This window comes from Streptomyces sp. NBC_01217, assembly GCF_035994185.1.
Lineage (GTDB): Bacteria > Actinomycetota > Actinomycetes > Streptomycetales > Streptomycetaceae > Streptomyces.
Map to the genome: position 1 here is coordinate 7,272,028 of NZ_CP108538.1, position 23,118 is coordinate 7,295,145.

26 protein-coding genes, 3 pseudogenes and 1 riboswitch are annotated in these 23,118 nt (G+C 70.5%); of the genes and pseudogenes, 16 read left to right on the forward strand and 13 right to left on the reverse strand.

The window, feature by feature from the left end:
- Positions 1 to 25: 25 nt before the first annotated feature.
- From OG507_RS32465 to OG507_RS32475, 3 genes are read left to right on the forward strand one after another with little or no spacing between them, the layout of a single operon-like run.
- Positions 26 to 538 carry a hypothetical protein gene (locus OG507_RS32465; RefSeq protein WP_327370663.1) on the forward strand — a complete coding sequence of 171 codons (513 nt, stop codon included), beginning with the start codon at positions 26 to 28 and terminating at the stop codon, positions 536 to 538.
- Positions 535 to 1,743 carry an MAB_1171c family putative transporter gene (locus OG507_RS32470; RefSeq protein ID WP_327370664.1) on the forward strand — a complete coding sequence of 403 codons (1,209 nt, stop codon included), beginning with the start codon at positions 535 to 537 and terminating at the stop codon, positions 1,741 to 1,743. The genes OG507_RS32465 and OG507_RS32470 overlap by 4 nt, the downstream gene beginning before the upstream one ends.
- Positions 1,740 to 3,176 (forward strand): amidase family protein, encoded by a 1,437-nt coding sequence (locus OG507_RS32475; RefSeq protein ID WP_327370665.1) that lies wholly within the window; start codon positions 1,740 to 1,742, stop codon positions 3,174 to 3,176. Before OG507_RS32470 ends, OG507_RS32475 begins: the two co-directional genes overlap by 4 nt.
- A 376-nt stretch (positions 3,177 to 3,552) precedes the next feature.
- On the opposite strand, the gene OG507_RS32480 is transcribed toward OG507_RS32475, so the two are convergent.
- Together OG507_RS32480 and OG507_RS32485 are read right to left on the reverse strand one after the other, a co-directional pair.
- Positions 3,553 to 3,999 carry a hypothetical protein gene (locus OG507_RS32480; RefSeq protein ID WP_327370666.1) on the reverse strand — a complete coding sequence of 149 codons (447 nt, stop codon included), beginning with the start codon at positions 3,997 to 3,999 and terminating at the stop codon, positions 3,553 to 3,555.
- Positions 4,000 to 4,281: 282 nt separating this feature from the next.
- Positions 4,282 to 4,565: pseudogene (locus OG507_RS32485) on the reverse strand (DNA-binding protein); the annotation flags it as partial.
- Positions 4,566 to 4,710: 145 nt separating this feature from the next.
- On the opposite strand from OG507_RS32485, the gene OG507_RS32490 reads away from it, so the two are divergent.
- Entirely contained in the window at positions 4,711 to 5,457 is a 747-nt protein-coding gene (locus OG507_RS32490; RefSeq protein WP_327370667.1) for a hypothetical protein, read from the forward strand.
- A 24-nt stretch (positions 5,458 to 5,481) separates the two neighbouring features.
- On the opposite strand, the gene OG507_RS32495 is transcribed toward OG507_RS32490, so the two are convergent.
- The 3 genes from OG507_RS32495 to lgt all read right to left on the reverse strand — a co-directional run bounded on the left by OG507_RS32495 (position 5,482) and on the right by lgt (position 8,566).
- On the reverse strand, positions 5,482 to 6,030 hold the full coding sequence (locus OG507_RS32495) for a GIY-YIG nuclease family protein (protein WP_327370668.1): 549 nt from the start codon (positions 6,028 to 6,030) through the stop codon (positions 5,482 to 5,484).
- A gap of 821 nt (positions 6,031 to 6,851) precedes the next feature.
- The gene (locus tag OG507_RS32500) at positions 6,852 to 7,685 is read right to left on the reverse strand and encodes a phosphatase PAP2 family protein (protein WP_327370669.1); all 834 of its coding nucleotides are present in this window, start codon (positions 7,683 to 7,685) and stop codon (positions 6,852 to 6,854) included.
- Complete coding sequence (gene lgt, locus OG507_RS32505) at positions 7,682 to 8,566, reverse strand: prolipoprotein diacylglyceryl transferase (protein ID WP_327370670.1); 885 nt, start codon at positions 8,564 to 8,566, stop codon at positions 7,682 to 7,684. Before lgt ends, OG507_RS32500 begins: the two co-directional genes overlap by 4 nt.
- A 143-nt stretch (positions 8,567 to 8,709) precedes the next feature.
- On the opposite strand from lgt, the gene OG507_RS32510 reads away from it, so the two are divergent.
- Together OG507_RS32510 and OG507_RS40550 are read left to right on the forward strand one after the other, a co-directional pair.
- Positions 8,710 to 9,216, forward strand: a complete 507-nt coding sequence (locus OG507_RS32510; RefSeq protein ID WP_327370671.1) for a MarR family winged helix-turn-helix transcriptional regulator — start codon at positions 8,710 to 8,712, stop codon at positions 9,214 to 9,216.
- 335 nt (positions 9,217 to 9,551) lie between these two features.
- Positions 9,552 to 9,659, forward strand: a pseudogene (locus tag OG507_RS40550) (cytochrome c oxidase assembly protein); the annotation flags it as partial.
- A 51-nt stretch (positions 9,660 to 9,710) separates the two neighbouring features.
- On the opposite strand, the gene OG507_RS32520 reads toward OG507_RS40550, so the two are convergent.
- Positions 9,711 to 10,664, reverse strand: a complete 954-nt coding sequence (locus OG507_RS32520) for an IS481 family transposase (RefSeq protein ID WP_327370672.1) — start codon at positions 10,662 to 10,664, stop codon at positions 9,711 to 9,713.
- 108 nt (positions 10,665 to 10,772) lie between these two features.
- Between OG507_RS32520 and OG507_RS32525 the strand changes: the two are divergent.
- A pseudogene (locus OG507_RS32525) lies at positions 10,773 to 11,183 on the forward strand (cytochrome c oxidase assembly protein); the annotation flags it as partial.
- 38 nt (positions 11,184 to 11,221) lie between these two features.
- On the opposite strand, the gene OG507_RS32530 reads toward OG507_RS32525, so the two are convergent.
- Positions 11,222 to 11,620 (reverse strand): DUF302 domain-containing protein, encoded by a 399-nt coding sequence (locus OG507_RS32530; protein WP_327370673.1) that lies wholly within the window; start codon positions 11,618 to 11,620, stop codon positions 11,222 to 11,224.
- A gap of 161 nt (positions 11,621 to 11,781) precedes the next feature.
- Between OG507_RS32530 and OG507_RS32535 the strand changes: the two genes are divergently transcribed.
- Genes OG507_RS32535 through OG507_RS32545 form a run of 3 tightly spaced genes read left to right on the forward strand, consistent with a single transcriptional unit; the run spans position 11,782 to position 14,290 of the window.
- Positions 11,782 to 13,146 (forward strand): MBL fold metallo-hydrolase, encoded by a 1,365-nt coding sequence (locus tag OG507_RS32535; RefSeq protein WP_327370674.1) that lies wholly within the window; start codon positions 11,782 to 11,784, stop codon positions 13,144 to 13,146.
- A 38-nt stretch (positions 13,147 to 13,184) separates the two neighbouring features.
- Positions 13,185 to 13,550: a rhodanese-like domain-containing protein gene (locus OG507_RS32540; protein WP_327370675.1), complete on the forward strand. Its 366-nt coding sequence runs from the start codon at positions 13,185 to 13,187 to the stop codon at positions 13,548 to 13,550.
- Positions 13,547 to 14,290, forward strand: a complete 744-nt coding sequence (locus OG507_RS32545; protein ID WP_327370676.1) for a sulfite exporter TauE/SafE family protein — start codon at positions 13,547 to 13,549, stop codon at positions 14,288 to 14,290. The genes OG507_RS32540 and OG507_RS32545 overlap by 4 nt, the downstream gene beginning before the upstream one ends.
- Before the next feature lie 21 nt (positions 14,291 to 14,311).
- On the opposite strand, the gene OG507_RS32550 is transcribed toward OG507_RS32545, so the two are convergent.
- Positions 14,312 to 14,590, reverse strand: coding sequence for a metal-sensitive transcriptional regulator (locus OG507_RS32550; protein ID WP_327370677.1), 279 nt, complete (start codon positions 14,588 to 14,590; stop codon positions 14,312 to 14,314).
- A gap of 92 nt (positions 14,591 to 14,682) precedes the next feature.
- Between OG507_RS32550 and OG507_RS32555 the strand changes: the two genes are divergently transcribed.
- The 5 genes from OG507_RS32555 to OG507_RS32575 all read left to right on the forward strand — a co-directional run bounded on the left by OG507_RS32555 (position 14,683) and on the right by OG507_RS32575 (position 18,105).
- Positions 14,683 to 15,249: a rhodanese-like domain-containing protein gene (locus OG507_RS32555; RefSeq protein ID WP_327370678.1), complete on the forward strand. Its 567-nt coding sequence runs from the start codon at positions 14,683 to 14,685 to the stop codon at positions 15,247 to 15,249.
- A gap of 459 nt (positions 15,250 to 15,708) precedes the next feature.
- Positions 15,709 to 16,194 carry a FluC/FEX family fluoride channel gene (locus OG507_RS32560; RefSeq protein WP_327370679.1) on the forward strand — a complete coding sequence of 162 codons (486 nt, stop codon included), beginning with the start codon at positions 15,709 to 15,711 and terminating at the stop codon, positions 16,192 to 16,194.
- The gene (locus tag OG507_RS32565; protein ID WP_327370680.1) at positions 16,191 to 16,538 is read left to right on the forward strand and encodes a DUF190 domain-containing protein; all 348 of its coding nucleotides are present in this window, start codon (positions 16,191 to 16,193) and stop codon (positions 16,536 to 16,538) included. The genes OG507_RS32560 and OG507_RS32565 overlap by 4 nt, the downstream gene beginning before the upstream one ends.
- Complete coding sequence (gene crcB, locus OG507_RS32570; protein ID WP_327370681.1) at positions 16,535 to 16,909, forward strand: fluoride efflux transporter CrcB; 375 nt, start codon at positions 16,535 to 16,537, stop codon at positions 16,907 to 16,909. Before OG507_RS32565 ends, crcB begins: the two co-directional genes overlap by 4 nt.
- Positions 16,906 to 18,105 carry an MFS transporter gene (locus tag OG507_RS32575; protein ID WP_327370682.1) on the forward strand — a complete coding sequence of 400 codons (1,200 nt, stop codon included), beginning with the start codon at positions 16,906 to 16,908 and terminating at the stop codon, positions 18,103 to 18,105. The genes crcB and OG507_RS32575 overlap by 4 nt, the downstream gene beginning before the upstream one ends.
- Positions 18,106 to 18,404: 299 nt before the next feature.
- A riboswitch (Fluoride riboswitch) is annotated at positions 18,405 to 18,481 on the reverse strand.
- Between the two features lie 82 nt (positions 18,482 to 18,563).
- Here OG507_RS32575 and eno read toward each other — a convergent pair.
- From eno to OG507_RS32590, 3 genes are read right to left on the reverse strand one after another with little or no spacing between them, the layout of a single operon-like run.
- Complete coding sequence (gene eno / locus OG507_RS32580) at positions 18,564 to 19,838, reverse strand: phosphopyruvate hydratase (protein WP_327370683.1); 1,275 nt, start codon at positions 19,836 to 19,838, stop codon at positions 18,564 to 18,566.
- A gap of 58 nt (positions 19,839 to 19,896) precedes the next feature.
- A complete protein-coding gene (locus tag OG507_RS32585) occupies positions 19,897 to 20,652 on the reverse strand; it encodes a 2,3-bisphosphoglycerate-dependent phosphoglycerate mutase (RefSeq protein WP_327370684.1) in 756 nt (251 codons plus the stop codon).
- The gene (locus OG507_RS32590; RefSeq protein WP_327370685.1) at positions 20,649 to 21,149 is read right to left on the reverse strand and encodes an inorganic diphosphatase; all 501 of its coding nucleotides are present in this window, start codon (positions 21,147 to 21,149) and stop codon (positions 20,649 to 20,651) included. The genes OG507_RS32585 and OG507_RS32590 overlap by 4 nt, the downstream gene beginning before the upstream one ends.
- Before the next feature lie 82 nt (positions 21,150 to 21,231).
- Between OG507_RS32590 and OG507_RS32595 the strand changes: the two genes are divergently transcribed.
- Positions 21,232 to 21,483 carry a hypothetical protein gene (locus OG507_RS32595; RefSeq protein WP_327370686.1) on the forward strand — a complete coding sequence of 84 codons (252 nt, stop codon included), beginning with the start codon at positions 21,232 to 21,234 and terminating at the stop codon, positions 21,481 to 21,483.
- On the opposite strand, the gene OG507_RS32600 is transcribed toward OG507_RS32595, so the two are convergent.
- Positions 21,436 to 21,690 carry a hypothetical protein gene (locus tag OG507_RS32600; RefSeq protein ID WP_327370687.1) on the reverse strand — a complete coding sequence of 85 codons (255 nt, stop codon included), beginning with the start codon at positions 21,688 to 21,690 and terminating at the stop codon, positions 21,436 to 21,438. The genes OG507_RS32595 and OG507_RS32600 overlap by 48 nt on opposite strands.
- A 522-nt stretch (positions 21,691 to 22,212) precedes the next feature.
- A complete protein-coding gene (locus OG507_RS32605) occupies positions 22,213 to 23,028 on the reverse strand; it encodes a sulfite exporter TauE/SafE family protein (protein WP_327370688.1) in 816 nt (271 codons plus the stop codon).
- Positions 23,029 to 23,118 lie beyond the last annotated feature (90 nt).

Sequence of the window (23,118 nt, forward strand, 5' to 3'; positions counted from 1 at the left end):
TTCAGTAAGTGATCAAGGAAAAGTAATGTGGTCTGTACGTAGGCCGCGCCGGCCTGACATCCTGGCCGCGCTGAAGCTCCCGCACGTCACCAATATCCGCGATCTCAGCGACGAGGTCTCCCGCCGCACCGGACGGAAGGTGGTCCTAGAGCCCCAGGAGCAGGCGCCCTCGGTGTGTGGGGCATGCGCCGTCACGGAGAGTGCCGTCTTCGTGTTCTACGACCCGCGGACCAGCTCCCTGCACCAGGACCACATCATCGCCCACGAGTTCAGCCACCTCCTGCTCGGCCACCACGAAAATCGACCGGTGTCCGCGCTGCCCCCGGCCTTCATCACCAGCGTGGACCCGGCCACCGTGCAGATGATGCTGGGGCGCGCCAAGTACGACGAGGACGAGGAGCGGGACACCGAACTCCTCGCTTCGCTGCTCCAGCGCCGGATCATCGACCGGTGGCTGCGCAGCGACGAGTCCTCCGGAGACGAGGTGCAGGACAGGGTCACGCACACGCTTCTGCGTCGACGGGAGGCCCGGCTGTGAAGGACCTGCTCCATCCGATCAGCCTCGTCGTCGCCACGCTCGGCTTCCTCTGCCTCCTGCGGGACGTGCCGACCCGCCGCCGAGACCCCGCCTCCACTGCGCTGGCCGCCGTCTTCCTGCTGTCAGGACTGTCGTTCCTGTTCTCCATCACGCCGACGTGGAACTACCTCGACCGAGTCCTCGGCACCGTCAACCTCTCCGTGCCCCTCGCGCAAGGCTGCGTGGTCGCGCTCCTGGCCTGCCAGCAGGTGGTCCTCACCTACTGGGGATCCCCGCCCGAGGTCGCCCGCCAGCGGAGTCGCCGGTGGCTCGGGGCGGGCTTCTCGGTGATCGCCGGGCTGCTGGTGCTGTTCGCCCTGCTGACGCCCAGCGCGCCTCATCCGATCGACTTCACGCTGTACTACGCGCACAACGGCTGGTACGCCGCGTACCTCACCCTGTACGTCATGGCCTACACCATCGGGGAGCTGTTCCTCGCCCGCGCCTGCTGGCGCCTGGCCCGCCGCAGCACCCGCGGGTCCGTCCGCTACGGCCTGCGCGTCGTCGCCCTCGGGGCCACCGTCACCCTCGGATATAGCGCGGTCCGCATCGGCAACGTGATCGCCGGTGCCTTTGACACCTCAATCTCAGACTGGGAGGGCTTCGCCTGGACCTGCGGCGATGTCGGCGCCATGCTCACGCTCGTCGGCTGGCTCGTGCCCACCATCAGTGACCAGGCCCAGAGCGTCCAGTACCGGATTAAGCAGTACCGCAGCTACTACGGGCTGCGCCCCCTATGGCTGGCGTTCTACAGCGAGGCGCCTGAGATCGAGCTGCCGATCGATCGAGTCGACCCGGCTCAGAGGCGCCGTTTCCGCCGCATCGCGATCCGGCTCTACCGCCGAGCAGTCGAAATCCGGGACGGCCGGTTCGTGATCCGCCAGTACCTCGATGCCGCAGTCCGCGACGCCAGCGAAGCCCACCACCGGGCCCGAGGGTTTCGCGGCCAGGAGCTGTCGGCCGCCGTCACGGCCGACCAGATCCTCGCCGGAATCGCCGCCAGGGCCGAAGGCGCCCGTCCGGCTCCCGACCAGCTCACCGAATTCGCCGACTCCGAACGCCAGACCAGTCGGCCCATGGACGACATCGACGCTCTCCTCGATGTCGCTCGCCACCTTCGCCGCCAGCCCGCACGAGCCCCCCACCTTGAGCGAGTCTCCGCATGACGACCGACCTCACCCACCAGCCCGCCCACGTCCAGCTCCAGGCACTGGACCGCCGCGAGATCTCCAGCCGCGAGCTGCTCGACCTCCATCTCGGCCGGATTGATGCCTGCCACGTCAACGCTGTCGTCACCCGTGACGACGACGCGGCCCGGACCGCCGCACGAGCGGCAGACGAACGCCGCGCCCGGAACGAGAGCAGCGGGACCCTCGACGGCCTTCCCCTCACGATCAAGGACAGCTTCGAGACGGCCGGCCTACGCACCACCAGTGGCGCCGAGGACCTGGCTCATCACGTACCCGCACGGGACGCCGACGCGGTCGCCCGGCTGCGCCATCAAGGCGCCGTGATCATGGGTAAGACGAACACGCCGGCGTACTGCCAGGACCTGCACACCGACAACAGGCTGTTCGGCCGCACGCTCAACCCCCACGACTCCGAGCGCACCGCCGGCGGCTCCTCCGGCGGTCCCGCCGCCGCGGTCGCCGCCCACCTGACTCCCGCCGACCTCGGCAGCGACCTCGCCGGCTCACTGCGGCTTCCGGCTCACTACTGCGGCGTCTACGGCCTGCGCCCCACGCATGGACTCGTCCCGGCTCGCGGCCACATCCCCCGCCCGCCGGGATGGATCACCAGCAGCGACATGGTCACCCCCGGCCCCCTGGCACGCCACCCCCGCGACCTCGATCTGCTCCTCGACGCGCTGACAACACCGTCACCCGCCGAGAACAGCCCCTGGCGCGTTAAACTGCCCACGGCGTACCGCGGCATCGGCCAGCTCCGCGTGGCGGTGTGGGCCGAGGACGCACGCTGCCCCGTCGACCGCGAAACTGCCGATGCTCTTGCCACCGTCGAGCAGGCACTAGCCTCCGCCGGCACGAACGTCCGCCGCACCACAGGACCGGTCGGCTTCACCGACTCTCTCCGACTGTTCGAGCAGCTCCTCCACGCCACCGCGACGGCCGCCACCGACGACGAAGCCGGCGCGGCCGAGCTCGCGGCAGCGCGAAATCTGCAAGACGATGACGCGAGCCCACGGGCTGCCATTCTCCGGCGCCGGACGCAGACGCACCGAGTCTGGCTCCGCGCCAACGAGGAGCGCCTCCGGCTTAGGGAGACCTGGCAGCGGTTCTTCGCCGACGCCGAGCACGATGTACTCATCACCCCGGCCGCCCCCACTCCCGCAATCCCGGCCGGCACCCGCGCTTTCACGGTCGATGGCGTCGAGTGGAACTTCTTCGACCAGACCGGCTGGGCCAACCTCACCAGCCACGTTGGTCTACCCAGCCTGGTCATACCTGTTGCGCGAAACGTGGAGGGGCTCCCGATCGGCGTGCAGCTTGTGGGGCCGTCTTACTCGGACCGGACATTGCTTGCAATAGCCGAAGACCTGGCGTCGCTTCTCGGAGGGATGGCCGGGGGAATCAGTCTTTGACGCCGTTGGCCAGAGGGACGCGGGTCGGCCAAACGGAGGTGCTGCACGAGTTGCGCGCGCCGCTGCGCCGACGGCCGCTTCTCGATCGAAGTAGGTGTGCTCGGGGTAGTCGACGCCGTGCCGGCCGGGGAGGCGGTGGACCTCCTCGTCCACGCTGAGGCGGATGGGTGGCCGGATGCGCGGATGTCGATGAGTTCATCGCCGCAGTCCTGGACAGGGATGGCGGCGACACGGGGGTCGGACATCAGCACGATCTTCAACTACGTTTCCTCTGGGGTGAGCTGGCGGCGGTGTGCCGGCGGGCTGGGTGACGGGGAGCGGTTGCCGAGGCGGGCGCGCGGTCCGCGCGGGAAGTCTTCGGTGCGGTGGGTTGAGGTCATGGGGCGGCCAGGCGCAGGGTGCGGATCGAGGTGAGGGCGAGGCGCATCGGCGGCAACACGAGCAGGCAGGCCCCGAGGGACAGGGTGGTACGCAGGCCCAGGGTGGTGCCGGCGTAGCCCGCGAGGAGGGCGGCGAAGGGGCGCAACCCGAACGCCGTCCACTGGCCGGTTGCCTGCATGCGGCCTTGCATGTCGGGCGCGCAGGCCCGTTGGCGGACGGTGCGCTGGGTCAGGCCATGCGTGACCGCGCCGAAGAGCTGCGCGAACAGGCCGCAGCCGATGCCGAGTTGCCCGGCGAGCCCGGGGCTGGCGAGCAGGAGAGGGAGTTGGCTGGCGGGCGCCAGGGCCAGCGCGGTGATCATGACCGGGCCCGCTCCGTAGCGTGAGGTGAGACGGGGCGTGGTGAGGGAGGCCAGGAATCCTCCGCTCGCGCCGATGCTCATGACCACGGCGAACGCCTGCGGTGACCAGTGCAGTTCGCGGAGCAGGTTTGTTTCAGCACTGGCCGTGTCCCACGCAGGCTGTGTTGCTTTACAGCTGAGCTGCTGATTGGGCCTGTGTCGCATTCGCACAGCTCATCGTGTCGCTTTCTCCTGGCCAGCACGTGACGAAGCCCACACTCTAGCGAGCGGTTTGGTGTTCGGGGTCAGGACGACGAACCTCCTGCTCGCGGGCGCGGCTTGGCCGGATGCGCGCGCCGGGATCCCAGAGGGCTGTCCGGAAGCTCAGCCGAGTTCGGGGGCTTCTCGGCGGACGGAACCGGGGGCGCGGCCTGCGGGGCGGTCGGCGCGGGCCGAGGAGGTCAGCTGCTAGGGGAAGCCGGTGACCATCACGCCGGAGGTGAAGAGCAGGCGGCTCTTGAGCCAGAGGCCGGACTGGTTGTGGAGGAGGTTCTCCCACCAGTCGCCGACGGCGTATTCAGGGACGAAGACGGCGACGAAGTCGCGAGGCTCTCGCAGCGGATGGAGCGGACGTATTCGACGACCGGGCGGGTCGCTTCACGGCAGGGGAGTCGATGGTGCCACGACCGGCACACCCCCGACGGAGCGGTGATAACTATAGGGGCCTAGGGGTTGAAAGTATCGGATGCATGGGGCAGGGTGTGGATAGTTGCAGGGCAAGTGGCCCGGACTATCCGTCTATTGGGGGCATTCATGATCCATATCACGCTCGGGGCGATGCGCTATGTCAACCCGAAGGAGGACCAGCTGGGCCGTGACCATGTCGGCTGGGACCCGGACATGGACGACGAGGCACTGTTCCGCGCCAACCGGGGATGCTGGGTGCTGGGCGAACGAGCCGACCGGGAGCAGTACGCCCTGCTGTCCTTTCAGGGCATCGTGCGCCAGGCGATCGAGATCGACCGCCTGGTTGCGGTCTCCGGCGGCCGCCGGGCGATCGAGGGCCGATTCCTTGAGGCTGGGCACCCGGTTCACGACGTGTACGTCGGAAAGCCCCAACCGGTCGAGCCGACCCGCAACCCAGTGACGTACTTCGAGTCCCCGCACGCGGCCCGGATGTGCGGCTGCGGCTGCGGCGCGCCGGTCACCCTGGGCTGGTTCCTGACCGGGCACGACCAGAAGGCCCTGCACGACCGCGTCGCCAAGATCGGCACGGTCCGCGAGTTCATCGACTGGTTCGACCGCATCTACACCGAGGATGTCCGGACCATGTCGTCCAGGATCGTCTCCATCGCTCCGCACGCGAACGACAAGAGCGCGTGCAGCGCGCATGGCGCCTCGGCGAAGTGCACACCCCTCATCGCCGACGTGGTACTGAGTGACGCCGCCAGCGAGCACGTGGAATGGGCCGTATGTGCCCGCTGGCTCCGTGAGAACCCCGACGCGGCAGCCTGGCTGGAAAGCCGTCCGGAAGCCGCAGCACTGTTGAACGCCTCCTGATCCCCGTCGGGAGCCGGCCGGCGGCTATTTGTCCGGACGGGACCCGGCGCTGGCGTAGTAGAGGGACCGGGCCTGCTTGACGCAGTCCAAAGCGGTGCCGTGCTCGGCTCCGTCGACGTTCAGCGGCGGGCGGAGACGGGAGATCAGCGCCGTCTCCAGCGGGACGGGATCGTGGTACTCGCTCCAGGTGAGAGTGAGGTGCCGGTGCATCCAGTCGGTGAGGCGCTGCTCGTCCTCGCCGACCAGGACGACGCGGTCGGTCCAGACGGTGCGGTAGCCCTCGGCGGACATCAGCAGTCCGGCCAGGGTGCGGCGCAGGGTGGAGCGGCCGGAGTCCCTCAGGTGGTTCGAGACGATGCGGGACCGCAGCCGCTTGGCCTTGCCCACGTACAGAAGCCGCAGCTCAGGGCGGCCAGAGTTGGCGGGACCGGCGAAGGGGGCCAGCACTTCGGCTGGTGCCCACCAGGCGTACAGGCCCGCCGTGGTGGGCAGGTCGGTGACCGCAGTGTCCAGGGTGCGTGGCGTGGAGAGCAGGTCGGTTTCGGTCTGCCGGACGATGACGTCGTTGAGCATGGACGCACCCTAGGCCGGACCGAGCAGGTCTGTCCGCGTTTCAGGTGGCGCGGGCGTTCAGCCTGTGTGCTCGCACAGGATGTGGGTCCTGCGTTCCACGAGCACGGGCACGTAGCCGCAAACGGCACGGTCTTCAGGGAGGCGCAGGCCGTGACGACCGCGGTCTCGATCTCGTCGGGTGTGTGGGTGTCGCCGTGTGAGGTCTTGAGGTGCTCGGTGACGTGCTGGATGGCGATGTCCTCGTCCAGTTCGATCAGCATGGCTTCCCTCGTGGGGCCGGGGCTTGGTGAAGCTCTTTCGGGCACGGCCCCCGACAGCACCGTTTGGACATTCCTCGGCCGCCCTGGCTCGGGGACCGGCGGCGGACTGGTCAACATGACCCGCGGGGTGGGCACCGCACTCGGCGTCGCCCTGGCCGACCCTCGCCCTGCATCTGGGCGGCGCGGCGGGAGGCGAGCGATGGGCCGTGCTCGTCCTGTTGTGCGTCGGGCTCGCGGCCGTCGGCGCCGCGGCGGCCGGGGTCCCGCCGGAACGGCGTTTTTGATGAGGCGTGAACCCGTCGGGGATACACGGCCGTGGGCGCGGGACGTTGCCGTGGCTGCCGCCGACCTGGCGGTCACCGTGGGGGCCTGGGCTGCTAACCCATCTCCGATGGCTGGGCGCGCGCCGGCAGGGCTGTGGCTTGTCCTCGCCCTGAGGCAGGGGCGGCTGGCGTTGCGGGCCCGCCGAAGTGCGGTGCGGCGTGACGTGCGCCAAGGGCCGGACGGTTGGTGAGCGCACGGCCGGATCGGACATCTGGCCGAGGTCAACTTCCGGGACGGTCAGCGCGCGGCCGCGCCGACCGGCAACCGCAGTGACGGATAGGCCCGGCGGCCGGTGAGCAACCGCTGGAGCAGGGATGCCACGGCAAGGGTCGCGGCACCGGCGAGGGCATCGGTGACGAAGTGGTTGGCGGTGGCCAGGATGACGGTGAAAGTCGCCAGTGGATAGCAGGCTCCCAGCACCCGCACCCAGGTGCGGCGGGCCAGGAAGACCAAGGTCAGACCGGACCAGGTCGACCAGATGATGTGCACCGAGGGCATGGCGGCGTACTGGTTGGACAGCGATGCCACGTCTCCGGATGCCCAGGAGCCCCACGTGTGGTGGGTGACCACGGTGTCGACGAAGCCCTGCCCGGTCAGGAACCGGGGCGGGGCGGTGGCGCAGAACGCGAAGCCGACCAGAGCCAGCAGGGTGGCCGCGTACAGGGCGGTGCGCACCGAGCGGTAGCGGTCGGAGTGGCGGACGTACAGCCACACCAGCACGGCGGTGGTGACGATGAAGTGCAGGGTGGCGTAGTAGTAGTTCATCCCCACGATCAGCCAGTCCACCTTGTCGGCCGCGTGGTTGACCGCCAGCTCGATGTTCACGTGCAGGGTGTGCTCAGTGTCCAGAATCTCGTGGGCGCGGTGAAGGGCGGTGGTGCGGTGGGAGGGCACGGCGTTGCGGGTGAGGGTGTAGGCCCAGTACAGCAGCGCGGTGAAGGCCAGCTCCACCCACAGCCGGGGCCGGGTGACCGGCCGCAGCCGGGCGGGCAGCAGCGGGCCGATGTGCCGGCCCGTGTAGGGCTGTTCGGTCGCGGCCGGTGATGCCTCTGTGTCCGGGACGGACGTCACGACCGCGTCCCGCCGGACACCTGGGCGGGCTCTGGCACCCCTTCTTCCCCCTCCTCGCCCGGGTATGGCGCGTCGTCGTCCGGGCGCGGACGGCGGGTGATGATCAGGTACACCAGCGCGCCGGTGAACAGCGCCAAGGACACCCAGTCGTTGAGCCGCAGGCCCAGGAAGTGGTTGGCGTGGTCGATGCGCAGCGCCTCGATCCAGGCTCGGCCGGCGGTGTAGGCGAGCACGTAGCAGGCGAACAGCCGTCCCCTGCGCAGTCGTTGGTGCCAGCGGCTGTCGAGGAACAGCAGTAGCGCCATCACGGCCAGGTTCCACAGCGACTCGTACAGGAAGGTGGGGTGGTACAGGGCGATGTCCGGGCTGTCGGCGGGCCGGTTCGCAGGGTTGATGTACAGCGCCCATGGCAGATCGGTGGGACGGCCGTACAACTCCTGGTTGAAGTAGTTGCCCCAGCGGCCGATCGCCTGCGCCAGCACCAGACCGGGCGCGACGGCGTCGGCGAAGTCGGCGAGCTTGATGCCGCGGCGACGGCATCCCAGCCAGGCGCCGACCGCGCCGAGCGCGACTGCGCCGGGGATGCCCAGGCCGCCGTCCCAGATGTAGAGGGCGCGGATGGGCTGCTTGCCGGCGGTGAAGTACAACTCCGGGTCGGTGATCACGTGGTAGAGGCGGCCGCCGACCACCCCGAACGGCACCGCCCAGATCGCGATGTCCGCGATGTCCTCCCGGCGGCAACCCCGGGCCTCCCAGCGGCGGCCGGTCAGCCACACGGCGGTGAAGATGCCGGCCAGGATGAACAGCGCGTACGCGCGAATCGGCACCGGTCCGAGGTGCCACACGCCCTGGGAGGGACTGGGCAGGAACGCCAGGTTCATGAGCTCGACCGTTCTGCATGTGCGAGGCCCGACGACGTGCCGGGGAAGACCCGCCCGACAATACATCGGACACCGAAGTACCTGGCGGTCGGAGCCCAGGATGAAGGGCAGGCACCCGCGGGCCGTCCCGTTAGTCTTGCCGCATGTCCGCGCAGCCCCGCTCCGAAACTCCCGCGTCCCGGCCAGCCGCCGAGGCGTCGGACGCCCGGCTGCTCACCGAGGCCGTCACCCGGCTGCGCCGCGCGCTACGCGCCTCGATCCGCACCGACTACCCGTGGGAGACCCTCCCCATGGCGCAGGTCGAACTGCTGCAGGTGCTCGGCGAGCACTCACCGGCCCGGATCAGTGATGTGGCCGCCCGCCAGCGCCTGGCGCCCAGCACCGTCAGCGGTCTGATCGGTCAGATGATCACTGCGGGGCTGGTCGTCCGCGAGGTCGACCCCGCCGACCGCCGCGCCTCCGTCGTCACCCTCACCGATGCCGGACGCGAGCAGCTCGCCGCCTGGACCGCGGCTCATGAACGCCGTATGGATACGGCACTCGGTGCCCTCAACGAGGGTGCACGCGTGGCCATCGCGGGTGCGCTGCCGGCCCTCTTCCAGCTCGCCGAGGAGCTGGGCGAGCCGGGCGCCGACCCGACGGCGGGCTGACGCACGGGATCACGCCGCAGTGCCGGGCCGTTGCCCGGTGGGCTCGTCCTGGCCGGCGGGCACGTGGGACCCCGCCGCTTGCGGGGTGTGCTCGACCATCGTCAGGAGAGCTTCGCTGCGAGCAGAGTGGTCCTGGAGTGCAGCCGAGACATGGGGCGAGGAAGGCGCCGGGCTCCAGGTCGCGCAGGACAGGGGCACCGAGTTCCGGGACAAGAGGTGCGTCCTCGGTGCGTTCGACGGTGTCCAACAGAAAGCGGCGTCCCGGGGTGAGTCGTACGGAGGTCGTGTAGACCGGCAGCTCGCGTCCGGCCTGTGCGAAGCGACCCAGCATCGGGATGTACGCGCCGCTGGGACTGGTGCTCGCGGCGCCCGTCACGCTGCTGCTGCGCAACCTTCCCGCCGGCCAGGGGCGCCGCCTGACCGGCCTGGTCCAGAGCAGGCCGCTGCACGTACTGGCCAACCCGGTCACCGCGCTGCTGCTCAGCGTCGGGACACTAGGTGTATTGCCCTGTGAGGTTGGGGACGCGGCTGGCGGGTGGTTGGCCTGCGAGCGCGGTGTGTCCGCGGTGGTGATTGTAGGTATGCAGCCACTGCGGGAAGGCGTCGCGTCGTTCCTGTTCCGAGCGGTAGGGGCGGGCGTAGGCCCATTCGTCGAGCAGGGTGCGGTTGAGGCGTTCGACCTTGCCGTTGGTCTGCGGACGGTAAGGCCGGGTTCGTTTGTGGGTGATCCCGGCCGCTGCGAGGGTGTTGCGCCAGGCATGGGACTTGTAGCAGGCGCCGTTGTCGGTGAGGACGCGTTCGACGGTGATCCCGCACGAGGTGAAGAAGGTCTGGGCCCGTTGCCAGAACCCGGTGGCGGTTTCCTTCTTCTCGTCGGTGAGGATTTCGCTGTAGGCGAGGCGGGAGTGGTCGTCGACGGCGGTGTGGATGTAGCTGTAGCCGGCCCCGGACCGGGTCTTCCTGCCCGCTTGGCGGCCCAGTGCTATGTGGCCGCCGCCCTCGGGGATGTTGCCGAGCTTCTTGATGTCCACGTGCACCAGTTCGCCGGGCCGGTCGCGTTCGTAGCGGCGTATGACGCGGCCGGTCGCCCGGTCGAGGTGGGTCAGGCGGGCCAGCCCGAAGCGGGTCAGGACGCGGTGGACGGTCGAGGGGACCAAGCCGAGCAGGTGGGCGATGCGGGCCGGTCCCCACCGCCGCAGGATCCGGACCTTGATGATCCGTCGTTCGGTCCGCGTCGGGGTCCGGCGTGGGCTGGTGTGCGGACGGCTTGACCGGTCCGCCATGCCCGCCTCGCCACACAGCCGGTAACGGTCCGCCCATCGCTGGGCTGTCGTTGGTGAGACCTGGAAGCGCTCGGCCGCCCGCCGCAGAGGCCAGCCGTCCTCGACGACACAACGGGCCAGACGCAGACGTCCGGTCTCGGTCAGGGGTGCATTACGGTGAGGCACGAGGGCCTTTCTGGTCGCCGGTGCAGATGTCGCAATCCACACCAGGCCAGAAGGCCCTCACCCATTTCAAGATCACTCAACCGTGAACCCCGTCACCAACCTCCGTGGACAGAACAACTAGGGCTGCTGTACTTCACACCGCTCTACAACACGATGTCGGCGAACATGATGCTGCACTGGCTGCTGCACGCCCACTTCCTGCTCGCCGGGTGCCTGTTCGCCTACGTCATCGCCGACCCCGACCCGGCCCCCGCTCGGCCCAGCGTTCCGGTACGGCTGGTGGTGCTGGGCGTGGCGATCGCCGCGCACGCGGTGATCTCACAGCTCATGTACGGCGGCTTCGGCATCAACATCCACGCCCCCGTCGACCAGGGCGGAGCCCAGATCATGTACTACGGCGGCGACATCGCCGAGCTGCTCCTGGCCGCCGCACTGGTGGCAACGTGGCGCCCGCAGCCCGGCTCCCGCCGGGCCCCGCGTCCGACGGGCCTACCGGAGGCACGGCCCGCGGTGCCGTAGGCCGCTCACTCCTGAGCGGTGGCTCCGCGCGCCTTGTGCTATTCCATGCCGCCGGTGAGCGCGGACAGGACGTCGTCCAGTCGGCGGGTGGCTTCCTCGGCGACGGGCTTGAGGGCGTCCTGGCCGGTCAGGGTGACCATGGTGCCGGGGTCGAGGGCCTGGACGGCGATACGGTCGCCGTCGGTGCGGACGACGGCGTTGCAGGGCAGGAGCAGGCCGATGGAGCGGTCCGCCTCGATCGCCTGGTGGGCCAGGGGCGGGTTGCAGGCGCCGAGGATCAGGTAGTCCTCCATCTCGTGGCCCAGCTTCTCCTTCAACGTGGCCTGCACCTCGATCTCGGTGAGGATCCCGAAGCCCTGTTCGGCCAGTGCCTCACGCACGGCCCTCACGGTGTCCTCGAAGGTGCCGTCCACGTGCACGGTGCGGCTGTAGGTCATGGCCGTTCCCCATTCTTCTTCGTCCGCTGCACTGATGCGTCCGGTGTCGGCGGGTACCTGCTCAGGGTGGGCCCTGACCTGGAATATACCCCCGGGGGTACTGGTGTTACGGTGGAAACAGATACCCCCCCGGGTAATTTCCATTCGTTAGGAGTACTGGCGTGTTCTTCGTTGACACCATCGAGCTGGAAGGTCTCGGCAACCGCAGCTACCTGGCCGGCGGCGAGAGCACCGCGGTCGCGGTGGACCCGCCGCGCGACATCGACCAGGTCCTGGCAGCCGCCGCCCGGCGCGGGGTACGGATCTCCCACGTGGTGGAGACCCACCTGCACAACGACTACGTCACCGGTGGACTCGAACTCGCCCGGATCACCGGCGCCCAATACCTCGTGCCGGCCGACGCGCACGTCTCCTTCACCCGTGTCCCCGTCGCCGACGGCGACAGCATGGACATCGACCCCGGCAGCGGGGTGAGCCTGACCGCGATCGCGACGCCGGGACACACCCCGCACCACACCTCCTACGCGCTGCGCGAGGCGGGCCGTGCGGTGGCCGTCTTCACCGGCGGGTCGCTGCTGATCGGCACGGTGGGCCGCCCGGACCTGGTCGAGCCGCGGCTGACCGAGGAGCTGGCCCGTGCCCAGCACGCCTCCGCCCACCGGTTGGCCTCCGATCTGCCCGACGAGACGGCGGTGCTACCCACGCACGGCTTCGGCAGCTTCTGCTCCTCGGCCCAGTCCGAGGGGGAGGAGACCACGATCGGCAAGGAGAAGAGCGCGAACAGCGCGCTGACCGTGGACGTGGACACCTTCGTCGCGGACCTGCTGGCCGGCCTGGAGGACATGCCCGCCTACTACGCGCACATGGGCCCGGCCAACGCCGCCGGCCCCGCCCCGGTCGATCTGACGCCGCCCGCCCGCGCGGACGCCGAGCAGATCGCAGCGCGCCTCGCGGCCGGTGAGTGGGTCGTCGACCTGCGCAACCGTGTCGCTTTCGCCGAGGGGCACGTGGCCGGGTCGTTCAACTTCGAGGCCGACGGCAAGCTCGCCACCTACCTGGCATGGATGATCCCCTGGGGCAAGCCGGTCACCCTGCTCGCCGAGTCCGCCGAGCAGCTCGCGGATGCCCAGCGTGAGCTGGTGCGGGTGGGCATCGACCGCCCGGCCGCCGCCGCCACCGGCACCCCCGACGCCTGGCTGCCCGCCGGACAGGCACCGGCCTCCTTCCCGCGCTCGACGTTCGCCGGGCTCGCCGGGCAGGGCAACGCTGATCTGGTGGTTCTGGACGTGCGCCGGGACTCCGAGCGGGCGGGCGGATACATCGACGGCTCGGTCCACATCCCGATCCACGAGCTGCACGGTCGTATAGGCGAGGTGCCGCACGGCACGGTGTGGGTGCACTGCGCCGGCGGGATGCGCGCGGCGATCGCCGCCTCCCTGCTCGATGCCGCCGGCCGCGACGTGGTCGCCGTCGACGACGGCTTCGACGCCGCGGCGGAGGCCGGGCTGTCCCTGACCTCCGGCTGAATTCCGGCCGTCCCCTCTCGCAAGGAAGGAAACGTGTGATGTTCCTCTTTCGCCGAAACGGGCCCCGTGTCACGGTCGACGAGGCACGCAGCCGTACCAGTGGCGACCGGCCTGACGCGGTTCTGCTGGACGTCCGTGAAAAGCCCGAATGGAACTCGGGCCACGCCCCGGGCGCCGTCCACGTACCGCTGACGAAACTGGTCACCGGCGCCGCACTGCCCGCCGAAGCTGAGGGCCGTCCGCTGGTGGTGATCTGCCGCAGCGGACACCGCTCCCAGCAGGCCGCGAAACTCCTCACCCAGCGCGGCGCGCAGGCCGTCGACGTCAAGGGCGGCATGAACGCGTGGGCCGCCGCCGGACACCCCGTCCTCGACGAACGCGGGAACCACGGCCAGATAGCGTGACCGCGCTCGTCCTCGCCCTCATCGCCGGGGCCATCGTCGGCCTCGCCCTCGGAGCACTCGGTGGCGGCGGCAGCGTCCTGGCCGTGCCCGCCCTGATCTACCTGCTCGGCTTCAGCCCGTCCGCGGCCACCACCGCCAGCCTGATCATCGTGGCCGCCACCTCTGCCACCGCCCTGTACGCCCACGCCCGCGACGGCCACGTCGCCTGGAAAGTCGGATCCCTCTTCTCGGCGGCGGGCATCATCCCCGCCTACGCCGCGGGGGCAGCCGCCGGACGCGTACCCGAAGCCGTGCTGACCATCGCGTTTTCGGTGATCGCGGCGCTGGCGGCCGTGCGGATGCTCCGCCCCTCCGCCGACAAGCCGGTAGGCCGGATACGCCCCGGCAAGGCGGCCGGGGCCGGGGCCGGACTCGGCGCGGTAACCGGCTTCCTCGGCGTCGGCGGCGGCTTTCTCGCCGTCCCGGCCCTGGTGAGCGTCCTCGGCCTGACCATGCGCCGTGCGGTGGGCACCAGCCTGCTCGTCATCACCGTCAACTCACTCGCCGCCCTGATCGCCCGCGCCGGGACCGGCGGCGGTCTCGACTGGGCGCTGATCGGGCCGTTCACCGGGGCGGCGATCCTCAGCGCCTGGGACGGCAAACGTCTCAGTGTCAAGGTCTCCGGCAACCGCCTGCAAAAGGTCTTCGCCGGGGTGCTCCTGGCGGTGGCCGTGTCCATGCTGATCGACGTGATCGTGTGAACACTCCGGCCACCGCGCCCGTCAGGCCAGGGACAGGAAGAGCTTCTCCAGCCTCGCCCGCATCTGGTCCCGGTCACCGGTCTCCTGTCCGCCCTCGGCCATGCAGTGCTGCAGGCCGGTCGCGATGATCGCGAACCCGGCCCGGTCCAGCGCACGGGAGACCGCCGCGAGCTGCGTGATCACGTCCTCGCAGTCCCGGCCCTCCTCGATCATCTTGATGATCCCCGCGATCTGGCCCTGGGCCCGCCTCAGCCGGTTCAGGACCGACTTCAGCTCGTCGGCCGCCATCTCCAGCTCCACCGTCCACCTCCACAAAATCAAATACCCCTAGGGGTATCATACCGGGTCCGGGCACCCCGCCCCCGGAACAGCACGGAAGGACCACCCCGCACATGAGCACCCCCACCGCCCTCATCCCCGCCCAGGCCGCCGCCCGCCTCGACCACTACACGGTCATTGACGTGCGCACCCCCGGCGAATACGCCTCCGGCCATCTCCCCGGCGCCCACAACATCCCCCTCGACCACCTCCACACCGCCCTGCCCGCCCTCAAGGCAGCAGCCGCCCGCGGCACCCTCCTCATGGTCTGCGCCTCCGGCAACCGCTCCACCACCGCCTGCACCGAACTTGCCGCAGCCGACATCCCCGCCACCACCCTCACCGGCGGCACCACCGCCTGGGCCGGCGAGGGCCGCACCCTCCACCGCCCCGACAACGCCTCGGCCGTCTGGCCCATGGAACGCCAGGTCCGCCTCGCCGCCGGATCCCTCGTCGTCGCCGGCCTCGCCGCCGGCACCCGCTGGCGCCCCGCCCGCTGGCTGTCCGCCGCTATCGGAGGCGGCCTGGTCTTCTCCGCCGCCACCAACACCTGCGGCATGGCCGCCGCCCTCGCCAAACTCCCCCACAACCAGCCCCGCACCACCGACCTTGACGCCACCCTCCGAGCGCTGCAGGACTGACTGATCACGAGCCTGAAGCCAGTCACGAACGGCCTCCCGCGTCCCGGCGGACGGCGCTCTCAGTCCGGTGCGGCCGCGTCGTCGTCCTCATCCAGCCCAGGCGCGTCCGGGTCGCGCAGCGGGCGCAGCACGCCGACGGGCGGGAGACTGGCCGTGAAGCTGTAGCGGCCGAGCAGGTTCTTCCAGGCGTTCGGCGAGCTGCTTCCATCCGGCGTCCAGGCCCCGCACCAGCTCTGCCAGGTGTTCCGTGACGGGCATGTCCAGGCTCAGCCCGGCCGGGCAGCCGGGGAGCGGTGGCGTTACCCTGTTCTCCGGCAGCGACCGCGGCGATCCGTGGCCACTGCGCGGCGGTGGGGCTCGCCGTACCCGAACCGCGGCATTGGTGCCGCCAACAGTCCCTACTTGCGATGGTGTGCGCCCGCGTGCGCGCGGGCCCCGGCGAGTAGGAGACGTACGTTCATGAGAGCCCCGAAGTCCCAGGCGGTGGACGAACCCACGGACCCCGACGTCGATCTGCGCGTGCCCGCCCAGCGGCAGCAGTCCTGGCGGGCACAGGGGCCGATCGTGGCGGTGGTGGCGCTCGGCGGAGGGATCGGGGCTTCCGCCCGGTACGGGGCCTCGCTTCTCTGGCCGGCCTCGGCCGGGGCATTCCCCTGGACCACCCTGTGGATCAACGCCGTCGGCTGTGCGGTCATCGGCGTCTTCATGGTGGTGATCACGGATGTGTGGGCGGCGCACCGCCTGGTGCGGCCGTTCTTCGGCACCGGTGTCCTGGGCGGCTTCACAACCTTCTCGACGTACACCGTCGACATCCAGAAGCTCGTGGACGGCGGCCATGCCCGCACCGGTCTGGCCTATCTCGCGGCGACGGCACTGGCGGCACTCGCCGCCGTATGGCTCACGGTGACAGCGACGCGCCGTGTACTGGCATGGAGGCAGGGATGACGAGGCTGACGGGCAGAGCCCTACGGGTGACGATCTTCATCGGGGAGAACGACATCTGGCACCACAAGCCCCTCTACACCGAGATCGTGCACCGCGCCCACAAGGCCGGGCTGGCGGGAGCGAGCGTCTTCCGGGGGATCGAGGGCTTCGGCGCGTCCTCGCTGATCCACACCTCGCGGCTGCTGTCGCTGAGCGAGGACCTGCCGGTGGCGATCGTGATCGTGGACACCGAGGAGCTGGTGCGCGCCTTTCTGCCCCAGCTCGACGAGCTCGTCTCCGAGGGACTGGTGATCCTCGACGACTGCGAGGTCATACGGTACGTGGGCAGGGGAAGCAACGCGTGAACTGGCTGCTGGTCATCGTCGGCGGCGCGATGGGCGCCCCGCTCCGCTACCTCACCGACCGTGCGGTGCAGAAGCGGCACGACACCGTCTTCCCGTGGGGCACCTTCACCGTGAACGTCGTGGGCAGCTTCGTGCTCGGCCTGCTGAGCGGGGCCGTGGTGGCCGGGGCAGCCTCCTCGCAGGTGCAGCTGCTGCTGGGCACCGGGCTGTGCGGGGCGCTGACGACGTACTCGACGTTCTCCTACGAGACGCTACGGCTGGCCGAGGACGGGGCACGGTTCTTCGCCGCCGCCAACGTGATCGCGAGCGTGGTGGCCGGACTGGGCGCGGTGTTCGTCGGGGTCGCCTTCGCCGAGGCATTCTGGGCGTGACCAAGAGGGAGATCAGCCAGCCGCCGGCCGTGATGGGGCCCTGGCGGTTCGTGGTCTGGTTCGGCACGGTCAGCCTGCTCGCGGACTTCGTCTACGAGGGCGCCCGCTCCATCACCGGCCCCCTGCTGGCCTCGCTCGGCGCGTCGGCCTTGGTGGTCGGTGTTGTGACGGGTGCGGGTGAGGCGGCGGCCCTGGGGCTGCGGCTGGTGTCGGGACCGTTGGCGGACCGGACGCGCCGTTTCTGGGGGCTCGCGATCGCCGGGTATGCCCTGACGGTGATCTCCGTGCCCCTGCTCGGCGTGGCCGGAGCGCTCTGGGCGGCGTGCGCGCTCGTTGTCGCCGAGCGGGTGGGCAAGGCGGTGCGTTCGCCGGCCAAGGACACGCTGCTGTCGCATGCCACAGCTGCGACCGGGCGTGGGCGCGGCTTCGCCGTGCACGAGGCGATGGACCAGGTCGGTGCGCTGGTCGGGCCGCTCGTCGTGGCCGGGATGCTCGCGCTCACCGGCGGCGAGTACGGACCGGCGCTCGGCGTGCTCGCCTTCCCGGGTGTCGCGGTGCTGGGACTGCTGGTGTGGTTGCGGGCTCGGGTGCCCGACCCCGAGGCGTACGAACGGGAAGTGGACGCATCCGCGGGTGAGCCTGCATCGGACGGCCGTCTGCCGGCCGCGTTCTGGACGTACGCGGCCTTCACCGCCGCCACCACGGCCGGGTTCGCCACCTTCGGCGTGCTCTCGTACCACCTCGTCGAGCGGCATCTGATGGCCGCGGCCTGGGTGCCGGTGTTGTACGCCGCTGCCATGGCCGTCGATGCTGTCGCCGCGCTCGCAACAGGCTGGCTGTACGACCGTCACGGCACGCGGGTGCTGATGGCGCTGCCGGTCCTGACCGCCGCAGTCGCAGTGCTGGCGTTCACCGACACGGTCGCGATCGCGGTGGCCGGGTCCCTGGTGTGGGGCACGGCCATGGGGATCCAGGAGTCGACCCTGCGCGCCACGGTCGCGGACCTGGTGCCCCGCGGGCGGCGGGCGACCGCCTACGGCCTGTTCGCCGGCGTCGTCGGCGCGGCCAGCCTGGCCGGCGGCGCCCTGACCGGCGGCCTCTACGGCTACTCGATCCCCCTGCTGATCACAGTCGTGGTTGCCATCCAGGTCCTCGCTGTGGTGCTGCTGGCCGCCACGCGAGCCATGCGGCGCTGATCCCGGGAGCGTCTTGGGTTGGGGGCACGCCACCTGTCGGGCGGCGTGCCCCCAACCGAGCCCTTTGCCGCGACCGGGCGCGCGGGTGGTCGCCCGGTGGGACCCGCGTCAAAGGGCTGGAGGCCGGAACCGCGGGAGCCCGCCATGGGCGCGGCCCAGCCCGTCCGAGGAGCCTCGCAGCTACATGTGCTTGATGGCCGGCAGCAGCACGTTGCGGGCCATGTCGACAGATGAGTACGGGGAGCGAGGTCCTGTACGGCGACTCCACCTGCGCACCTCCGGGAAGGCATGCGTTCCTGACCAGGTCAGGAACCATCAGCCCGGGCAGGCGGTTCGGACCAGAGCGGTCCCGGCGGGATCCATCGCCACAAGCGAGTGAACAACTCCGCGGACCGGTGGTCAAGGTGGCCGGCTTCCTGAACCACCGCTCTATGCCACGGCTTTACCCCAGGTGCCCGTCAGCGGTTCAGCCCGTACGGCAAGGCGGGCTCGGCAGCAGCGATCTCGATGAGCCGGTTGTACTTGGCGACGCGCTCGCCTCGCGCCGGGGCACCGGATTTGAGCTGGCCGCTGCCGGTGCCGACGACGAGGTCGGCGATGAAGGCGTCCTCGGTCTCACCGGAGCGGTGGGACACCATTTGCGTGTAGCCGGCCTCCCGGCAGATCCGCATCGCCTCGAGGGTCTCGGTGACCGTACCGATCTGATTGACCTTGATCAGGGCGGAGTTGCCGATCTGCTGGGCGATCGCCTCACTGATGATGGTCGGGTTGGTGACGAAGATGTCGTCGCCCATCAACTGGACGCGGTCGCCGAGGCGTTCGGTCAGGCGCACCCAGCCGTCCCAGTCGTCCTCGGCCAGCCCGTCCTCGATCGACCAGACCGGGAAGCGGTCGGTGATCGCCTCGTAGCGGTCGATGAGCTGGTTACTGGTCAGGGCGTCGCCCGCCACGTGATAGAGGCCGTCTTCCCCGTGGCGGAACTCGCTGGCGGCAGGGTCCAGGGCGATGGCGATGCCGTCCCGGCCGGGGGTGTATCCGGCGTCGGTGATGGCGTCGACGAGGAGCTGGAGGACGTCTTCGGGACGGTCGATGGCCGGTGCGAAGCCGCCTTCGTCGCCGAGACCGGTGGCGTGCCCGTCGGCGGACAAGCGGGCCTTCAACCGGGCGTAGACCTCGGCCCCGGCACGAACCGCCTCCGGCAGGCTCGGGGCGCCGAGCGGGGCGAGCATGAACTCCTGGAAGTCCAGGCTGTTTGCGGCGTGGGCGCCGCCGTTGACGACGTTGAAGTGCGGCACCGGCAAGCGTGGCGTCGTGCCCGCGACCTGGGCGAGGTGCTGCCACAACTCCCGTCCCGCGGGGGCGGCTTCGGCGCGGGCGGCGGCGAGCGAGACTCCGATGATGGCGTTGGCTCCGAGCCGTGACTTGGTGTCGGTGCCGTCCAGTTCGATCAGCGTACGGTCGATCTCCGTGGCCGAGGCGAAGGTGTGGCCCGTGAGGGCCTGGGCGATCTCGCCGTTGACGTGGCCGACGGCCGTCAGCACGCCCTGCCCGTTGTAGCGGGTCTTGTCGCCGTCGCGCAGTTCGACAGCCTCGCGGGTGCCGGTGGAGGCGCCGGAGGGGACCCCGGCGCGCACGCGGGTGCCGTCGGCCGTGGTGAGGGTGACGGCGAGGGTGGGGCGGGCACGGGAGTCGAGGATCTCCACGGCGTGCAGCTGTGCGATGTGCAGGGACATGCTGGGTTCCTCCGTCGTCCGGTCGGAGAGGTGACGGTTCGTCGCGTGGGCTGTCCGTTCAAGCGTGCCCCTCGGCAGCGACGGCCGCTGCGGCCACTCGGGCACTGTCGGGGTCCAGATAGCCCCCTCCGCGCACGACAGGTCGCAGTCCGCGGTCGAAGTCGTAGCGCAGCGGCGCCCCCGTGGGGATGTTCAGGTCCTCGGCCTCCTGCCCGGTGAGCCGGTCCAGGACCGCGATCAGAGCGCGCAGCGCGTTGCCGTGGGCGACCACCATCACCCGGCGCCCGCTGCACAGCTGCCCCGCGAGAACGTCCACCCAGTACGGGGCGACCCGGGCGATCATGTCGGCCAGGCTCTCCACGGCCGGCAGCCCGCCGCCGCGCAGCGCGGCGTAGCGGGGATCGGCCCGCAGGCGAGCGAGTTCGTCGCCGGGCAGCGGGCCGGGTGCGGCGGTGAGCGAGCGGCGCCACGCCAGGTACCGCGCGGGCCCCACCTCGCGGCGGACCTCCCGTTTGACCCGGCCGGTGAGCGCCCCGTACTGACGCTCGTTGAGCCGCCAGGTGCGGTGAACCGGGATCCAGAGGCGGTCCAGCTCCTCCAGGAGGATGTCCGCGGTGCGGATCGACCGCCGCAGCACCGAGGTGTGTACGACATCGGGCACCGGCCCCTCCCGGGCCAGCAGCTCCGCCGCGGCGGCGGCCTGCTTCTCCCCGTGGGCCGTCAGCGGCACGTCGGCCCAGCCGGGGAAGCGGCCCTCCGCGTTGGCGGTGCTCTGCCCGTGCCGCAGCAGGACCAGCGTGCCCGGCACGCTCACGAGGGCTTCCCGGCCGAGGCGTCGACGGCCCGGACGCGGGACGCCTCGATCTCCGCATACGCCTGCTCCCGCCCCTCCCAGTGGGAGCCCTCGACGGACTTGCCGGGCTCCAGGTCCTTGTAGACCTCGAAGAAGTGGGTGATCTCCAACTGGTCGAAGGAGGGGATGTCACCGATGTCCTGCACGCCCGCCCACCGCGGATCGTGGGCCGGCACGCACAGGACCTTCTCGTCCGGGCCGTGCTCGTCCCGCATCACGAACATGCCGACGGCCCGGCACTCGATGGTGCAACCGGGGAACGTCGGCTCACCGACCAGGACGAGCGCGTCGAGCGGGTCCCCGTCACCGCCCAGAGTGTGGTCGATGTAGCCGTAGTCGGCCGGATACTTGGTCGAGGTGAACAGCAACCGGTCCAGCCGGATGCGGTGCAGCTCGTGGTCCATCTCGTACTTGTTGCGGGACCCCTGAGGGATCTCCACGATCACGTCGAACTCCACGACGGCCTCCTTGCCTCGTCGATGTCCCGCTCCCGGTGGCTGGCCTGGTCAAGCCGACTTCGTACGGGCTCTGTTCACCCTGGTGGCTGGCCCGCGCGAGCGCCCCACCCACCTGACCGCCGAGGGCCCGCCCGCGGTCGTGCTCGTCGGCGACGAGAAGGACCAGCTGTGGGGCTTCCTGCTCAGCGTGCAGGAAGTGTTGGAGCGCACCGAGACCGAGGCGGTGCTCGACCGCATCCGCATCCACCTGGACCGGGGCTCGGGCGGTGGCCTGAATCGTCTGCCTTCACGGCGCGCCCTCCTCCGACTCGAGGGTGTCGCGCAGCCGACGTAGGTCGTCCGCCGGGCGCCCAAGGCCGTTCAGCTGCAGCCGGGCCGCCTCTGTACGGGCGTCCGGGTGCACGGTGAAGGCCAGGTTCACCGACTGGTGCACCATCCACTGGTCGTAGTCCAGCAGCCGCCCTGCGTACGCCTGCGCCTGTACGAGGTCGGGGTCTGTGAGCGGCAGCGCGAAGGTGGAGGAAGGCCGAGCTCGCGTCAACGCAGTCCCGGGCGGCCTGCCCGGAGACGGGGCCCGGCTCCCCACAGGAGGCCACCGCCGCGTCGGCTCGTAGCTGGATGGCGACGGCATCGTCCAGCACCGCGAGCAGCGCTCGCACTTGGCCCGGGCGCGGTAGGCGCGGCGGTCCGGGAGACGGACGCAGCCGTGTGACGAGGCAGACGGCACGATGCCGCAAGGCGGTGCCACTGCCGGGTGAGGATGCGGGCATGGTTCCTCCTGGTCAGCACGGCTGGACCAGGGACCGTCAGCGGACGCCTCCGCGTTTGCGGTGAGCCCCATCACCGGCACTCCCGTCCCGGGTGTGCTCTTCCAGTGTGCGCCTTCTGCCCCTCCAGGCCAGCCCACCGTCGCACGCCATGGGCCGGAGAGGGCCTACCGGGGCCGGCAGCGAACGGTCAGCACCGAGCAGGGGGCGTGGAACGGCTGGCCATGCGGCGCCCGGTCCGGGGAGCGAGCTTCCGGCGCCGGTCCGCTGTGTACTGGCCACCAGTCTTGGCGGAGTCAGTCGTGCCGGGCGAGCTTGACGGCGGAAATGAGCAGGATCAGGGCCAGTACAGGAATGAGCACCAGCTCCGGGAACACGCCGAGGAGCAGCCCGCCCAGCATCGCACCGGCGATCGAGCCTGCGATCATGACAAGGGTGAAGCGGCGGTTGGCGCCCAGCACCGCGAAGCTGCCGTCACGGCTGTATCGGGCGAAGGCCACCAGCATGGTCGGCAGTGACACCAGCAGGGAGAGGCTTCCCGCGGTCTTGATGTCGACCGCGAAGAGCAGCACGATCGTCGGGATCAGCAGTTCGCCCCCGGCTACACCCATGATCGCCGCGACCACCCCGATGCCGAAGCCGGCCACCACCCCGATCGGCACCTGAGCCCACAGCGGCAGGGCGAGCGTCCCGAGCGTGGAGATGTGCGTGGCCAGTAGGGCTGCCGCCATGAGTACCATCAGCCCGGCCAGCACCCTGTACAGGGTGGCGGTACGCATCCGCACCGCCCACGCCGCTCCGGCCCAGGCCCCCAGCAGGCTCCCGGCCAGCAGGTTGACCGTGACGGACCAGTGCGCGGACACATCGGAGGCCGGGACCGCAGACAGGCGGGCGGGCAGCGCGATCAGCACCACGACCAGGCTCATCGCCTTGTTCAGGATGACCGCAGAAAGCGCGGCGAACCCGAACAGGCCGATCAGCAGCGGCAGGCGGAACTCCGCGCCGCCCAGACCGATCATCCCCCCAAGTACGCCAATGGCCGCCCCTGCACCGAACACCATCGGTGTCGAGTGCGTCGAACGTAGCGAGACGAAATTCTGGTCGGTAGCCATGGCAGGCATCCTCGCTGGTAGCGGTCCCTGCCCGCTACGCCCTCATGGTCATACCGCTCAGGCTCGCGGCGGCCGACGGCGGTCGTGACA

Excerpts from the sequence above, each read along its gene's own strand:
- lgt (WP_327370670.1), bottom strand. The coding sequence starts at position 8,566 with ATGAACCTGGCGTTCCTGCCCAGTCCCTCCCAGGGCGTGTGGCACCTC.
- OG507_RS32490 (WP_327370667.1), top strand. The coding sequence starts at position 4,711 with ATGATCCATATCACGCTCGGGGCGATGCGCTATGTCAACCCGAAGGAG.
- OG507_RS32555 (WP_327370678.1), top strand. The coding sequence starts at position 14,683 with ATGAGCACCCCCACCGCCCTCATCCCCGCCCAGGCCGCCGCCCGCCTC.
- eno (WP_327370683.1), bottom strand. The coding sequence starts at position 19,838 with ATGTCCCTGCACATCGCACAGCTGCACGCCGTGGAGATCCTCGACTCC.
- OG507_RS32480 (WP_327370666.1), bottom strand. The coding sequence starts at position 3,999 with ATGAGCATCGGCGCGAGCGGAGGATTCCTGGCCTCCCTCACCACGCCC.
- OG507_RS32510 (WP_327370671.1), top strand. The coding sequence starts at position 8,710 with ATGTCCGCGCAGCCCCGCTCCGAAACTCCCGCGTCCCGGCCAGCCGCC.
- OG507_RS32530 (WP_327370673.1), bottom strand. The coding sequence starts at position 11,620 with ATGACCTACAGCCGCACCGTGCACGTGGACGGCACCTTCGAGGACACC.
- OG507_RS32475 (WP_327370665.1), top strand. The coding sequence starts at position 1,740 with ATGACGACCGACCTCACCCACCAGCCCGCCCACGTCCAGCTCCAGGCA.
- OG507_RS32560 (WP_327370679.1), top strand. The coding sequence starts at position 15,709 with ATGAGAGCCCCGAAGTCCCAGGCGGTGGACGAACCCACGGACCCCGAC.
- OG507_RS32495 (WP_327370668.1), bottom strand. The coding sequence starts at position 6,030 with ATGCTCAACGACGTCATCGTCCGGCAGACCGAAACCGACCTGCTCTCC.
- OG507_RS32465 (WP_327370663.1), top strand. The coding sequence starts at position 26 with ATGTGGTCTGTACGTAGGCCGCGCCGGCCTGACATCCTGGCCGCGCTG.
- OG507_RS32540 (WP_327370675.1), top strand. The coding sequence starts at position 13,185 with ATGTTCCTCTTTCGCCGAAACGGGCCCCGTGTCACGGTCGACGAGGCA.
- OG507_RS32565 (WP_327370680.1), top strand. The coding sequence starts at position 16,191 with ATGACGAGGCTGACGGGCAGAGCCCTACGGGTGACGATCTTCATCGGG.
- OG507_RS32605 (WP_327370688.1), bottom strand. The coding sequence starts at position 23,028 with ATGGCTACCGACCAGAATTTCGTCTCGCTACGTTCGACGCACTCGACA.